Annotated in this window: 6 protein-coding genes; 4 read left to right on the top strand and 2 right to left on the bottom strand. The window is 46.5% G+C overall.

The window, feature by feature from the left end; all coding sequences use genetic code 11:
- The first annotated feature begins 174 nt into the window (after positions 1 to 174).
- Together A587_RS0115775 and A587_RS0115770 are read left to right on the top strand one after the other, a co-directional pair.
- On the top strand, positions 175 to 1,341 hold the full coding sequence (locus A587_RS0115775; RefSeq protein WP_026001019.1) for a hypothetical protein: 1,167 nt from the start codon (positions 175 to 177) through the stop codon (positions 1,339 to 1,341).
- Between the two features lie 269 nt (positions 1,342 to 1,610).
- Positions 1,611 to 2,282, top strand: coding sequence for a TorF family putative porin (locus A587_RS0115770; protein ID WP_017218382.1), 672 nt, complete (start codon positions 1,611 to 1,613; stop codon positions 2,280 to 2,282).
- Positions 2,283 to 2,424: 142 nt separating this feature from the next.
- Here the strand turns inward: A587_RS0115770 and A587_RS0115765 are convergent, their stop codons facing one another.
- Both A587_RS0115765 and purT read right to left on the bottom strand, forming a co-directional pair.
- Positions 2,425 to 3,318 carry an aldo/keto reductase gene (locus A587_RS0115765; RefSeq protein ID WP_017218381.1) on the bottom strand — a complete coding sequence of 298 codons (894 nt, stop codon included), beginning with the start codon at positions 3,316 to 3,318 and terminating at the stop codon, positions 2,425 to 2,427.
- Positions 3,315 to 4,502: a formate-dependent phosphoribosylglycinamide formyltransferase gene (gene purT, locus A587_RS0115760; protein WP_017218380.1), complete on the bottom strand. Its 1,188-nt coding sequence runs from the start codon at positions 4,500 to 4,502 to the stop codon at positions 3,315 to 3,317. The genes A587_RS0115765 and purT overlap by 4 nt, the downstream gene beginning before the upstream one ends.
- Before the next feature lie 162 nt (positions 4,503 to 4,664).
- Between purT and A587_RS0115755 the strand changes: the two genes are divergently transcribed.
- Positions 4,665 to 9,647 carry a non-ribosomal peptide synthetase gene (locus A587_RS0115755; RefSeq protein ID WP_017218379.1) on the top strand — a complete coding sequence of 1,661 codons (4,983 nt, stop codon included), beginning with the start codon at positions 4,665 to 4,667 and terminating at the stop codon, positions 9,645 to 9,647.
- 2 nt (positions 9,648 to 9,649) lie between these two features.
- Entirely contained in the window at positions 9,650 to 15,961 is a 6,312-nt protein-coding gene (locus tag A587_RS0115750; RefSeq protein ID WP_017218378.1) for a non-ribosomal peptide synthetase, read from the top strand.
- Positions 15,962 to 15,964: the final 3 nt, after the last annotated feature.

Below are 15,964 nucleotides of genomic sequence, written 5' to 3'. Positions count from 1 at the left end.
CTCTTTATGATAACGGCTGTAGTCGAATATACCATGAATAAAGGCAAATAATTTGTACTGAGCGATTGCAACCTTTTGACTAATCGGTATGATCCTCGCCCTTGCCAGTTTTTAGCGTCCTTAGCTATATTTTACTGGTTGGTTTATTAATCAAACTTGGAGTATCTAACCCGCATGAAGAAACTGCTCATATCACCGTCAAACATGGCCTTGGGCGAACAAGAAAGTCAGATTTATCAAAATATCCTCAAACAAGCCACGGAGATCAGCCTTAATCTGATGGCGGTTAAGGTGGAAAATCACCCTGAAGATTTTCTTGGTTGGTGTTATGAACTGCTTGATGTGGCGAAAAATCGTATCAATTTTGATTTACTGGATGACCATCAATTACCCACAGTGAAAAAGCTACAAGATCTGCTCATCGCAGCGATTAGCTTTTTACAACTCAAAACGTTACGCATTGCGCCTTGGCCTATGGTGGCTGCATTTATTGCCAGTCACAAAGAAGTGATTGCACTAGATGAGCAATTAAAACTAATTGAATATCTTAAACCAATGCGCAGCACTCCACTTAAAGACATGATCAAAGAAGATCGCCTCGCCTTTAGCGGTAAGCATGCTGCAAATTTAGATACCAGCGTGTATCAGTTTGACGTAGAGTGGTTTGCCTCCACCAAAAGTGCAAAAGGCTTTCACCAGTTATTAGACGACCTTCCGGGTGCTTTTGATGAAGCGCTAGCCGCAATCCCCGCAGAAGGTGACGTGACGCTCGAGCATTACCAATCATTTATGGTCGGGTATTTAAGTACCTTTGCTGGCAGCGAGGAAAAGCCAACGCTTGCACCAGCTACTCGCCTATTAGCAATGCGTCGCCCTGATGTGTTCACTCCAATAACCTCGAGCAAGCTTGACGCTTTGTGTCAAGCATTTGGTGTTGCTAAACTTAACAATCGCGATTTTGAGCGTTACTGGACCGATGTCGTCAGCACCATTAAAGCAATGCCATGGTATACGATGGCCGCTCCTGTGGATGAGTTTGAAACGCAACTTGCTGAAATTAAAGCGCTGCTACCATGCCTGTTTTATTACGCGGATAAAGACACCGCCACTAACTCCAATTACTTTAAGCTACTGCATAAACCTCAGCGCAGCGGCACCAGTGGTGGCAAAAAAACAGTACGCCGCGGTAAAGAGTCAGCAGAAGTGTTAGTCGACCGCGCACTCGCGGATGAGTCTATTCCAGAGCATATTCGCACCAAACGTGACTCGATAGTCGCTGAAGTGGAAAAAGGCCGCAGTGTTGATGAAACCATCAGCCTAATGCGCACCATCTTTGGATAACTAACCTAAACTTCAATAACGCCTAGCGCAATCCATAGCTTGCATTAATATCGTGCAAGCTATGGTACTTTGCACCAGCCATGTGCAACATTTATGCAAATCACTCTGTCCTACTTTCGAAACTCAGAAATTAAATTCCAATATTTTTAATAACATAGAATAAATTCTCCGCCATTTCCTGACATTGGCCTCCCCCTTGCACTCACTCTTTGCAGAAAATGCAATGACAACAACCGAATAATAACTCTGCGTTCAATGGGGAAAACAGAATGAGAAACAAACCTTTACTTATGCTACTCGGCGGCCTGACTGCGTGCTTTTGTGTCTCTGCTCAGGCGGAAGTAACAGCAAATATTGCGGCAAGCTCAAATTATTACTGGCGTGGTATCACCCAGACTGATGACGGTGCAGCGGTGTCTGGCGGCTTGGATTATAGCAATGAGTCTGGGTTTTATGCAGGCACTTGGGTCTCTAACATCGACTTTGGCGACTCTGCCAGTTACGAAATGGATCTGTACGCGGGTTACGCTGGCGAAATCAAGGGCATGAGTTTTGATTTTGGTTATATCCACTACGCCTATCCCGATGCCAGTGGAGATATTGATTTTGGCGAGATTTACGCCGCGCTTGGCTGGCAATACTTTACGTTTAAACTCAGCCACCTAGCCACCGCGCAAAGCGACTCAAGCACAGAAGAAGACATGCTATATGCCGAAGTGTCGGCCAGCTTCCCCATTTTTAAAGACAGTGAATTAACTCTACATATTGGTCGCTCCAGCGGAGACACAGTGCTTGAGTGGACAGGAGAAGACGACGCTTATATGGATTACGGGGTGAGTTTATCTACGCAAGGTTTTACCTTCGGATTAGTAAAAACCGACCTAGACAGTAGCGACGATATTAAAGCATATGTAAGTTATGGATTAGATTTTAATCTGTGATGACCAAAGGTGAGCGGTCCTGTGACAGCCGCACCACCTTATTTTTTACTTGCTGCAACACCTAGGGCCGAAAGGCCCTTTTTTTGTGGCTGAATTTATAAGGCTGTCGCGTAAATTGGCTTCAATCCACGCATATAACATTTTATGGTACGCTATGCCCAGTAGATGCTGTCCAAATGCGATACCACTGCTCGCGACCCATGCTAAGTGACTGTGCAGCAAACGCGCTGGCAACTCGAGTAATATTTCCCGTTCCAAGCACAGTGGCAGGTTTCGATGGATGCATGGCAAGCCATGCGTAGATCACTTGATCAATTTCAGTGCTACCAATCTCTTCACCCACTTGCTGTAGCACCGCACGCAGGCGTTTGGCTTTTTCATCTTCGCTGGAGAATATTCTCCCCCCTGCCAGTGGCGACCACAGCATAGGATTCATGCCTAGTTGTTGGCACTGATCAAGCGTGCCATCGTCAAGCGCTTTCATCTCATAAGGTGAAAACTCAATTTGGTTGGTCACTAAAGCGAAATCGAGTCTCGATTGTAATAAGGCAAGCTGGCTGGGTGTAAAGTTCGAGACCCCAAAATGCAACACATCGCCGTTTTGTTTGAGGGTATTAAACGCATCGGCAACTTCATCAGCATCCATCAGATAATCCGGGCGATGGATCAACAGCACATCTAGCCTATCCGTGCCGAAATGCTTTAGTGACTGCTGCGCTTGGGCAATGATATGCGCTTTACTCGAATCATAGTGGTTCGCCTTTCCCGCTAATCCCAAGCTCGGAAATGCGGGCTTAATGCCACATTTAGTGATGATCTGAATGTGCTCTCGAATACTGGGCTCAAGCGCTAAGGCTTTGCCAAACTCCGCCTCACACTGATACTCACCGTAAATATCAGCATGATCAGTATCGCGTATTCCAAGCTCAATCGCTTGCTTTAAAAAACGTAAATTTTCTTGCGGCGTAATTTGCCAATCTAATAGCCGCCAAAACCCCAATACTAATGGGTCAAGTACGCGGGTGTTTGCGTTCATAACGTAATTCCTACTTGTGCAACCACTTGCTTGGCTTTCTCGACAGCACTTTCAGCCGAGTCTGAGCGCGCTAACGCCACACCCATTCTGCGCTTGCCACTCACCTCTGGTTTACCAAACAAACGAATATCCGTTAGTGGCTCTGCAAGCGCCTGTGCAAGATTGTTGAACTGTAATTGTGTTGATTCCCCTTCGACAAGGATCACGCTAGATGCCGATGGTCCATTGAAATGAATAGTGGGGATAGGCAAACCTAAAATTGCCCGAGCATGCAGCGCAAACTCACTTAAATCTTGCGAGATAAGCGTAACCATGCCGGTATCATGTGGCCTTGGTGAGACTTCGCTGAAGTAAACTTCATCACCCTTAATAAAGAGTTCAACGCCAAACAGACCCCGACCGCCCAGCGCTGCCGTGACTTTTTCAGCCATCGCTTTGCTGCGCTCTAGCGCGAGTGCTGACATCTGCTGCGGCTGCCAGCTTTGCTGATAATCACCGTCTTGTTGCACATGTCCAATTGGCTCACAAAAACTCGTACCATCGATATGGCGTACGGTTAGCAGCGTAATTTCGTAGTCAAAATCAACAAAACCTTCCACAATCACTCTGCCCTGACCTGCACGCCCACCTTCTTGAGCATAGTGCCAAGCCGCTTCGATATCCGCGGCACTTTTAATCACACTTTGCCCTTTACCTGACGAGCTCATGATAGGCTTAACCACACATGGCATACCGATACGCGCGACAGCAGCATTAAAGTCTGCCAAGGTGTCAACAAATTGATAGGGTGAAGTGGCAAGTCCAAGCGTTTCAGCGGCAAGACGGCGGATCCCTTCACGGTTCATGGTCAGTTGAGTCGCTTTAGCGGTTGGCACCACCGTGTAACCTTCAGCCTCTAATTCCACCAACTTATCCGTCGCAATGGCTTCGATTTCAGGCACGATATAATCAGGTTGTTCTTGTTCAATAATCGCTTTGAGTTTTTCACCATCCAACATAGACAAGGTATAGCTGCGATCTGCCACTTGCATCGCTGGCGCATTGTCGTAGCGATCTAAGACAACCACTTCAGCACCTAAGCGCTTAAATTCGATAACGACTTCCTTTCCTAACTCACCGCCACCGCAGAGTAATACTTTGCAAGCAGTTGCCGAAAAGGGCGTGCCCAGAGGTTTGATTTTCATGATGATTCCTTGGTTGGTTTGATGCCCCATGGTAGCGACTTTTTGTCATATGCAAAAGCTGAGAAGACGGTAATCCAACTCAAAATCACAAAATACACATTTCAAACACATTCTTTACATATTGTACACAAAGAGCATTTTTATATTTAAAGGATTACTTCAATGACCGCCCAGTCTCCAATTGATTACAACACTCAGCCGCAGATCTTATTAACACAAGCATTCAGTCAATACGCCAATAAAGTCGCACTGGTATTTAACGGCACGCAAGTCACCTATCAAACACTTGAAGAGCAGGTAACACGAGTCGCCGCGAATATTCAGCAACAAGCGAACCTGAGCCAGTCTCAATCGCCTTATGTGGCACTATATCTCGAGCGTGGCATTGATATGGTCGTGGGGATCTTAGCGGCAATCAAATCAGGACTGGGTTATATCCCTATTTCCACTGAGGCACCCAAAGCTCGCTGCGAGTTTATTCTTGAAGATAGCCAACCGGCGCTTATCGTCACCCATGGGCATTATCAAGCGCTGCCACAATTTGGCCATACACCTCAAGTGTTGATCGAATCTCCTGCAACGCAAGCCTTTGTTACTCCTGATTATAAAATGAGTGATATTGCCTATGTGATCTACACCTCGGGCACCACTGGCACGCCAAAAGGCGTAGAAGTACCTTACCAAAACTTACTTTATTTAGCCGAGTCACAAATTGGCCGCTTTGAACTAGACCAACTTGACCGCGTTATGATGTTTGCCTCTTATATTTTCGATGCCAGTGTATTTGAGCTGCTCGTGCATATCATGTTGGGCCAAACTGTATTTGTAACGACAGAAACCGAGCGACGCGATGCCAAAGCGCTAAGCCAATTGATCTCAAAAAATGCCATTCAATTTGGCGCTATTCCTCCTGCATTGCTGGCTTTGATGGACCCCCAAGATTTGCGCTCTATGCGCAAATTAATCGTCGCAGGAGAAACCCCAAATCTAGAAATGCTTTCTCGACTTTCAGAAGTCACGCGAGTGTTTAACGGTTATGGTCCTACCGAATATACCGTGTGCACCTGCGCCAATGAATATACCAATGCCGACTCCGAATTTAATATTGGTCAACCTTTTGTGAATACCAGACTTTATGTGCTAGATGAGCAATTGCAACAAGTAGCCAATGGCGCTATCGGTGAGCTCTATATTAGTGGTGCAGGTTTAGCAAAAGGATACTTAAACCGTCCTGAGCTCACAAAATCTCGATTTATCGCAAACCCCTATTATCAAGCAGAAGTCGATCCTGTGCACTTCGCTAGACTTTATAAAACTGGCGACTTAGTAAGTTTTGACGGTGATAATTATCATTTTGTTGGTCGTAATGACAACCAAATTAAGCTACGCGGATTTCGTATTGAGTTAGGTGAAATAGAAAAAGTAGTTGCCCAACATGAGGCGGTAAAACTTGCAAGCTGCCAAGTAGTACAACGAGGTAATGCTAAGTTCTTGGTAGCATTTATCGTTCCTCATAGTGAACCTACAGCAGACCTTGGACAACACATCAGCCAGTTAGCAGAAAAGCTACTGCCAGACTATATGCTGCCTGATCACTATCAATGTTTAGACGCATTACCCATGACCGAAAACGGGAAGGTAGATAGCCGCGCACTCGCTAATTACGAATTAAGTAGCCAACAAGACCAACCGCAAGATCAGCTTAGCCAAGAACAGCAAGCTTTTTTAGCGCAGTTTCAAGGTTTCTGTTTGCCTGGCCTTGGCTGGCAACAAGATTTTTTCCAACAAGGTGGAGACTCCATCTCCGCAATCAACCTTAGCAACCAGTTATTTCAGCAGCTCGGCTTAAGCGTGCCAACACATCTAATCTATCGCTATCGTAGTGCTGGACTAGTATGGCAAGCAATGCAAACTCAACACTTTGAAACCATTGCGATTCCAAAGCGCGGTGCTGATTTTGAGGAAGTCGCTCCGCTATCACTGCAACAACGCGCGATTTGGTTTTTAGCCAAAGCCGATCCAAGCGATAAAGCCTATCATGCAAAGTGTACAATCACCTTCAGTGGCGATTTAAATGTACCTGCACTACAAGGTGCATTACAGGATATCGTTGATAACCATGCGATTTTCCGTACTAGCTACGACTTACATGAGCCGCTGCAGTATATTGCAAAGCACTACCAGCAAGACGTGCCTTACTTTGACTTTAGTGAGTATCAAGAAGCACAAGCGTTAGCTGAGGTCGACAAACTCGTTAATGGTCACATGAATGATATTTTTGCGATTGACCAATTACCGCTGGCACGCTGGGCAATTGTAAAAATTAGCGAATCTAAACATGTACTTATTCATATTGAACATCACTTAGTACATGATGGTTGGTCTTCTAACATCTTCCTTGATCACCTATTTAGTTGTTATAAACAGCGCTTGAATGGCGCAAGCCAAGGTACTTTGCCAGAAATCACACAATACGCCGATTACGCAGCCTATCAGCATCAATGGCTGGGAACAGAGCAAGCCGAGCTGCAACGTCAATTTTGGAAAGCACAACTTCAAGACGCACCGAGCCGTATTAACTTGCCTGTTTCTCGTCTCGGCGAAACCGTAACCGAACGTGGTCGCGCACACCGGGTTAAACTGCCTCGTTCGCTATGGAACAATTTAAAAGCCTACAGCCAAGCGCATCAGATCACGCCATTCGCCGTTGCCCTTGCGGCATTAAATATTGTCCTTTCGCGCTTTAGTGGCGATGAGGATATTTGTATTGGTTCTGGCGTTGCAAACCGAGGCTACACCAATGTGGATGATACCATTGGGATGCTCGTCAGCACCGTAGTGGCGCGAGTTCAGCAAACACCAGAAATGTCTGTTGAACAACTGGTACAGCATTGTTTTGAAGTCAGTAACGATATGCTGGCCAATCAAACCCTACCATTTACTGAAGTCGTCGCGGATGTAAACCCTGAGCGCATCAAAGGCGTTAACCCGTTATTCCAGATCTGTTTTAGCTTCCATGATTCACCACTGCCAGAGCTTACGCTTCCGGGGTTAGATGATATTGAGTATTTCGAGGCGATCAGCAGTCAAGCGGCGAAGTTTGAGATTAATATCGTGGTGCTTACCCGTATGGGGCAAGATCAGGATGATTCGGTCACTATGTTATGGGAGTTTGACTTAAACCGCTACGATCCTTGGTTTATCGATGCCTTAAGTGACAACTTTAGTCATATTCTCGCGCAACTTATCAGCGTTGATGGGCAATTACCACTTGAACAGTTGAGTTTACAAAGCCATGTTGAACGCGATGTTCAAATAGCGCAGCACCAAAGCCAAGATTTACTGTCACTATTTACGCATCACGCGCAGTCTCGCAGCCAGCAAACTGCACTTATCACCAGTCAAACGGAGTTAAGCTATCAGGTGCTGAGTACTCGTTCAGACAGCCTTGCTGCACATATTCTTAAGCAGTATGGCACGCTTGAGTATATCGGCCTATACCTGCAGCCCGGCATTGACACAGTGGTTGCTATGCTTGCCATCATGAAAGCTGGCGCCGCTTATGTGCCGCTATCGCCAAGAGCGCCAGCTGCCCGCAATGCTTTTATTATTGACGATGCTCAGCTCAAGTTAGTATTAACCAACACCATAAGTCAGCAAAGCTTGAGCGAAAATGAGCAATCAAATTGGCCACTGTTAAACTTGGATAATACATTCGCGCCTTGCGATATTGCACTTTGCCAACCGTCGCCTGATTCTGCAGCCTACATCATTTACACCTCAGGTACGACAGGACAACCTAAAGGCGTTATTCAAAGCCATAAAAATGTTGCGCGCTTGCTATCTGCCAGTCAACCGCTTTACCACTTTAATAGCGAAGATACTTGGGTGCTTTATCACGATACGATTTTTGACTTTAGTGTTTGGGAAATATGGGGAGCACTGTGTCATGGCGGTCGGTTGTTTATTCCAAGCTACGAAGAAGCAAGAGACAGTTTTGGTTTTGTAAAGCAGTGTGAGCAATTTGCTGTCACCGTGCTTAACCAAACTCCCAGTGCATTCTATAATTTTAGTGACGTTGCCATTTCTGCGGCGGCGTCGCTCGATAGCCTTAGCACTGTGATCTTTGGTGGTGAGCAGCTCAACTACGATAAACTGAGCCCTTGGTGGCAACGCTTTGGTCAGCGTATTCAATTGGTCAATATGTACGGTATTACTGAAACCACAGTACATGTCACCTATCAACCTTTACACCCTAACATGAATACCCAGATTGCTGACATTGGCGTGCCGCTCAATGATATGCAGGCTTGGGTGCTGGATAGTCAGCTACGTCCCGTACCTGTGGGTTGTCCTGGAGAGCTGTTTATCTCTGGTGCAGGTTTGGCGATTGGGTATTTGAACCAACCAGAGCTGAGCGCCACTCGCTTTTTCGAGCTAACGCTCAATGGCAAACTCACCCGCGTTTACAAAACCGGTGATAACGCCAGATTATTGCCAAGCGGTCATTTAGAATACCTAGGTCGTTTGGATAACCAAGTGAAGATCAGGGGTCATCGTATCGAGCTTGGTGAAGTCGAATCCCAATTGCTAAGCTGTAGCGGTGTTAAAGAAGCAGCAGTGATCACCTATACACGCCAAAATCAAACGGCGCTAAGTGGCTATGCTGTGATGGAAAGTCATGCTTATTTTGACGCCGAGCGGTTACTTAACCATCTACGAACGCAGCTGCCAGCATATATGGTACCGGATAGCATCACCCAACTCACGGCGATGCCACTCACCGTAAACGGTAAACTAGATAGCAAAGCACTACCGCTACCGCAGATGTCATCATCAAACCAATACGCCGCGCCGCGCACAGTGCTTGAGCAGACGCTTTGCCAAATTTGGCAAACCACATTAGAACTGGAACAAGTCGGTATCCATGATAATTTCTATCGTCTAGGTGGTAACTCCATCTTAGCGGTGCAGCTCGTGCGCAATGCCCATAAATGGCATCAGATTGCGATCCCGTTATCAGCGATCATTGCCAACCCATCGGTTGCGGCTCTAGCACAATACCTAGACACCATAGAGTTGAGTGATATCACCCAATCTCAAGACGCACCTGCCACCACCTCTTCACAGGTGATGGAGCTATAGTCATGGAGTTAACATCTTTACTAAACAACCTTCACGCGCAGCAGTTGCGCGTGTGGGTGTCTGAGCAAAATACCTTGGCACTGGGATATGAGGGTAACGTAGCGCCAACTTTGCTCACGGCACTCAAAGCGCATAAAGCTGAATTATTGGCGCTACTAAGCGCCCACCAGATCTGCTCCGAAGCAGCCTTTTTAAGTTGGCCATTATTAAAACCAGTGCCGCTTTCCAATGCCCAGGCAAGGTTGCTGTATGTAGACAAACGTGCAACAAAGTCCTGTGCTTATCATATTCCAATGCTGGTTGAGCTGAATGATCCAGCGCAGCAACAAGACATAATCTCGGCACTAGCACAGCTGCTTGTCCATCACCCTATCCTAACGAGTGTGATTGAAACCGATTCTGAGCATTTTAACTGCCGAGCAACCTTACAACCTCTTGCGGTCGAGTATCACCGAGCAACCACTTTGGCTCATGTACAAACACTGGTAAGAGAGCACATTCACACGCCGTTTGATCTCCATACTCAAGCTCCCTTTAGAGTCTGTATTATTGAGCTTGAGCAAAGGCGTTTTATGCTTTTCCTTTGGCATCATATCGTCTTTGATGCTTGGTCAATGCGAGTCATGTTGCGCGATCTAGTTAGCTTGCTACGAGGAGAAAGCATTAAGCCATTAAGCTATTTTGACTTTGCCAAGTGGCAACAAAGGCAAGAACAAAGCGCTGCACACAGTTATTGGCAAACGCAACTTGCAGGCGCTCATGCCACACAAATTGCACCGCTGTTCGCTACACAAACACATGAAACCGAATCGCTCACGCACTATTTTGCACTTTCACCACAGCAAAGTCAGGCATTACGTGCCCTAGCAAAATCATTAAATACCACAGTGTACAGCGTGTTGCTTGCCCATTACTGTTATATTTTGGCACTGCTTAGCGGTGAAACAGACATCGTGATTGGTGCGCCATCGGATAATCGAGATCACCCGCAAACGCAAGAAATGATTGGCTTTTTTGTCAACACCATAGTGCTTAGAGTGAAGCTAGATTATCGCCAAAATTTTGCCAGCCTCGTGCAGCAAGTTCATGAGACCGTGCGCGCCGCAAAACAATACCAAAGTTATCCTTATGATCAACAAGTTGCCTGTTTGAGTGAGGGCAAACACTCACCTCAGCCAAGCCTGATGTTTAGTGTACAGAGATTTGCCAGCGAGCTGATGGACGAGTTTGCGTTACCATTTTCAGCAGTTGATGCTTTTACCAACGAGTCTTTATATAACCCGATTAAATGTGATTTCCGTCTGGCATTTGATGATAGCAATACAAATTTGCAAGGACAGATAAGTCTTGATCCCAATAAGTTTGATGATGCATTTGCACAGCAATTTGCCCACACCTATCAGCAATTATTGGTACAGCAGGTAGAGCACAGCGACGTCGCCCTTGAGCAATTATCAACTTCTCACACTGGTACAACACCACCAACGACCACCCTTAAGCAAACTCCATCCCTATCGCTATATCAACAATTTTTAGCCTGCGCCTCAGCAGCTCCAGATGCACCAGCATTACAAAGCAACGATGAGGTTATTACTTACCAAACACTCGCTGCGCGTGTTCAGCACCTGATTGTGCAACTCCAAGCACAGTTAACCCACGAGCAAAGCCCTGTCGTCGCGCTGATGTTTGAGCGCAGTCCAGAGATGATAGTCGCCATATTAGCAACGCTTGGAGCCGGTGCTGGATATTTACCGCTCAATCCAGAGCAAGGCCAAGCACGTAGTGAGTTTATGTTGCAAGACAGTGGTGCTAACCTGCTACTTTGCCATCAAGCAACCTTGAATACGGCTATGTGTTTTAGCGCAATCACAGAGGTGCAAAACATTGACGAGTTAGCACAACAACCAGCTCCTGTTTTCAATTCAGATCAAGCACACTCACCGTGCCATTCATCACTTGCATATATTATTTATACTTCTGGAAGTACCGGCAAACCAAAAGGCGTTATGGTAGAACAGCGGCAAGTTCAGGCTTTGGTTCAAAGCGCAACTGCGGCTTACAATTTTAACTCAAGTGAAAAAACACTGAGTCTGGCTCCATACTTTTTCGACGCGTCCGTAGAGCCACTCTTTTTAACGCTGCTCAACGGTGCGTGCTGGGTGATCATAAATGAGGCAAGTGCAAAGTCGCCAGCCGTGATACGTGACGCGCTCGTTAACCAACAGGTCAGTCACTTAGTCTCAGTTCCGGCATTTTTAAGTGCCATCGGTACGCCGCCCGACCACCATACCCTACGGCGAGTGATCACGGGTGGCGAGCCTTGTGACCGTAATCTCATGGAGGCATGGACGCCTCTTCTTCATATTGAATATGGTCCGACCGAAACCACGGTAACCGCAACAGCAAACCACCAGCCGCTACAATCACGCTATTTCAATAATATTGGCGCACCACTGCCTCATGTTGATATTCAGATCGTTGATGCCAACCTCAAGGCGCTGCCACTCTTTTGTCAAGGAGAGATCCTGATTGGTGGCGCGAGTGTCGCACGAGGCTATGTTAACCTTGCAGAGCAGACGGCATCGCGCTTTATTAACTGGCACGGAACACGTATGTATCGCACGGGCGATCAGGCGCGGTATCTGGCAAACGGCGAGATCCAATTTTTAGGACGTGCCGATGAGCAGGTAAAAATTCGTGGCTATCGCATCGAGCTACAAGAAATAGAACACTTACTTAACCTGCACCCGCAAATCAACCAAGCTTGCGTCAAAGTGCAGCAAAACAACCATCTCATTGCTTATTTCACTGGTGAGCAAACCCTCTCTCACACCGAGATTGTGAAGTGGCTACAACCACAATTACCAGATTATATGCTGCCAAGTGCCACGTGCTGGCTCGAACAATTGCCTGTGCTCGCCTCTGGTAAAGTGGACAGCCGCAGCTTACCAAGCCTCGCACTAGTATCACAGACACCATACCGAGCACCACGCACGCCATTAGAGCAGCAGCTTTGTGCTCTATGGCAGACGCAGCTTGAGGTTGAGCTCGTAGGCATTGATGATGACTTTTTTGCCCTGGGCGGCCATTCTCTAAGTGCAATGACATTGGTGGCTAAAATGCACTCTAGCTGTAACGTTAACATCAGTTTGAGTCAATTTTTGCAAAGCAAAACGATAGCGCAACTGGTATCACAGCAAGCTAGCAACGCCTGCGAGCCTTTACCGGTCGCATCAACATCACAATCACTTGACGAAATCATCGTGCCAGCGCAGCAGCAAGCGATGCTCACCAGCGAGCAATTAGCAACACAATCAGGCGCTTTTCATATCCCCTTACAGCTAAAATGCCAAAGTGGGCTACAACAGCAAGCCTTACAACACGCAATCTATCAACTGGTTGAGCGTCATGCTATTTTGCGCACCCGCTATACTCAACAGCAACAAGGTCGCTGGGCATATAAAGATGAGCAAGGCGTGCCAACATGCGAAGCTCTAATAGACACGCCGCATAGTGAATTTATCGCTCAAACATTTGACCTTGAAAATGATGCGCCGCTGCGGCTCGGACTGTATCACCAAGATGATGAATTTGGCGTGTTACTGGTATTTCATCACATTGCCTTCGACGGCTGGTCTACACAAGTATTGTTGAATGAGCTGAACACGCTGCTATCGGGACACACGCTTACCCCAACCTCACTGCAATTTCGCGACTATGCATATTGGCAATCAACACAACAATACGACGAAGCCGCAGCATTTTGGCAGCAACACTTGATTGATATTGATGTCACCCCATGGCCAACCGATGAGCCAAGACAGGCTTTGTTTGATCATCAAGGTGAAACATTCCCCTTTACCCTCTCAGCAACACTAACTGCTGAGTTAAGGGGGCTGGCAAAATCACATCAGGTATCTATGTACAACTTACTACTGTGTGCTTTTCAGCTCGCATTATGTGCTTGGGATAGTCGTGAAAGTATTGTCGTTGGCTCCCCCACTGATAACCGCGACTCGGCATTTAAAGATACACTCGGTTACTTTGTTAATACCTTACCGATGCCGCTGCGTGTCGACTTAAATAAGAGTTTTTCTGACTACCTAAGACAAAGCCAAACGCTGTTACTTGCGGCAAAATCTCACCAACAATTGCCATTAGAGTCAATTGCCGCGCAACTTGGGTTGATCCGAGAGGTAGGTGTATCGCCACTATTCCAAGTGTTTTTTACCTTTGATCAGTTCTCACTACCAACAGCGCAATATCAACATTTTGAAGTCGCCAGCGACACCGCCCAGCAAAACCAATATCACCCAGCCAAGTTTGACTGGAATTTGGTGATTAAAGATATGCCAGACCAACTGATTGGTCAGCTTATTGTTGCTCGCAGTCGTTATCACTCTTCCCGCAGCCAACAATTTGTGCACTTTTTCTGCCGTTATCTTGAAAATCTCTGTCAGTACAACGAGAAACCTTTACTGCAATGTCCTTTAGTTAGTACTGAGTATCTACAGCAAGTCATCTCAGAAACTCGATTATCACAACCAAATGACGCTTTTTTAGTGCAATTTACGAAGACAGTAGCAGCGTATCCAGAACGCACTGCATTAAGCTTCGCCGAGCAAACCGTGAGTTACCGCGAGCTAGACTTGTTTTCTGATCACTTAGCAGCACAGTTGGTTGCAACCAATGACGAAGGCTCGCCAGTTGCACTTTATTTTGATAAAGGTATAGAAGCCCCCATAGCAATGCTAGCGGCGCTAAAAGCGGGCATGCCCTTTGTCTCACTCTCAGCCAATCATCCCGTTGCTCGTCGCCAAGAAATTATGGCAAAAGCGCAGGCAAAACTGCTCCTTAGTCGCACACCACTCAGCTGGAATGCATTACCAACACTGACCCTTGATGTACAGACACTACAGCAAACTACTCAACTACGGCCATTCTCAGCCAACAATCATGCGACAGACAAACTGGCTTACCTCATTTTTACTTCGGGGACGACGGGAGAACCAAAAGGGGCGATGCTGTCTTATCAGGGTCTTGCTAACCTCTGCACCGAGAAGCGCAACACCCATAAATTAGAGGGAAATACTCAGGTAGTCACTAGTCAATATGCTGAATATGTTTTTGATGCCTGTATTTGCGAGATATTCCCAGCCCTAGCTGCCGGCGCCAAACTGGAAATCATTCCAGAGCCAATACGCAAAGATCCACAACAGCTGTGCCGCTATCTCAAAGCTAAGCAGGTCAACGTTGCGTTTATTCCTACGGTATTTATCAATCAGTTTCCAAAGTGGATTGCGGATATTAACCTAACCGTATTGTATGCTGGTGGTTCTCGTTTAGACCCAGTCAGCCACAAGTTGGCAGAGCATCATTTCAATGAATATGGATTAAGTGAAACAAGTGTCACCGCAACACTTAGTGAAGTACACCCCAATACACCTATCACTATTGGTAAGCCTATTCGTAACACTCGATGCTACGTGTTGGACCCTTTTATGCGGATTTTACCGGACGGTGCGTTGGGTGAGCTATACATCGCCGGTGATTGCGTCGGTTTGGGCTATTGGCAGTCACCAAAGCAAACGGCAAAACACTATATTGACTATCACCTTCGCTGTGACAACAACCACTTTTCTGACGAAAAGCTCTACCGCAGCGGAGACTTAGTGCGTAAAAATCAGCAAGGTGAATTCGAGTTTGTTGCCAGAGCTGACAAACAGTGGGATTTACACGGTCACCGCGTCGAGCCAGGCGAAATCGAGTATAAACTCAAAGCGCACCCAGATGTTGACCATGCCGTTGCACACTTACATTTAAGTGAAACAGGCAAAGTGCTGTTGGGTTATGTCGTACTTAACACCAACACTGAGTGTGATGTAAACGACCTTCGCCAATGGTTGAATCAACAGCTCCCAAGCTATATGCAGCTCGCTGCGATATCACAGATTGACACACTTCCAATGACAGTAAATGGCAAACTTGATACCACACAGCTCATCATTCCAACGCTGCAAGATAGTATTACCTATATCGCGCCAGAGACGGAACTACAACAACAACTCGCCAATGCTTGGCAACAAGTACTTGAAATCTCTGAGATTGGCCTACAACACGACTTTTTTGCTTTGGGTGGCTCATCCATACAGGCAGCACAAGTTACCGCTCTGTGTAGTCAAGCGCTCGGCAACGAAATTGCCGTTGCGACCTTACTGACTTACCCACAACTTGATGCATTTGCCACGCAAGTAGAACAACAGCTAAACGCGCTCGCCAGTAGCGAAGACTGCGAATTTGAAATGGAGTTATAACGC

The organism is Pseudoalteromonas sp. NJ631 (assembly GCF_000276645.1).
Classification (GTDB): domain Bacteria; phylum Pseudomonadota; class Gammaproteobacteria; order Enterobacterales; family Alteromonadaceae; genus Pseudoalteromonas; species Pseudoalteromonas piscicida.
This window is presented reverse-complemented; position numbering and strand designations above follow the sequence as displayed.

Bases quoted from the DNA above. Each gene is read 5' to 3' on its own strand.
- A587_RS0115755 (WP_017218379.1), top strand. From the start codon at position 4,665: ATGACCGCCCAGTCTCCAATTGATTACAACACTCAGCCGCAGATCTTA.
- A587_RS0115775 (WP_026001019.1), top strand. From the start codon at position 175: ATGAAGAAACTGCTCATATCACCGTCAAACATGGCCTTGGGCGAACAA.
- A587_RS0115770 (WP_017218382.1), top strand. From the start codon at position 1,611: ATGAGAAACAAACCTTTACTTATGCTACTCGGCGGCCTGACTGCGTGC.
- A587_RS0115765 (WP_017218381.1), bottom strand. From the start codon at position 3,318: ATGAACGCAAACACCCGCGTACTTGACCCATTAGTATTGGGGTTTTGG.
- A587_RS0115750 (WP_017218378.1), top strand. From the start codon at position 9,650: ATGGAGTTAACATCTTTACTAAACAACCTTCACGCGCAGCAGTTGCGC.
- purT (WP_017218380.1), bottom strand. From the start codon at position 4,502: ATGAAAATCAAACCTCTGGGCACGCCCTTTTCGGCAACTGCTTGCAAA.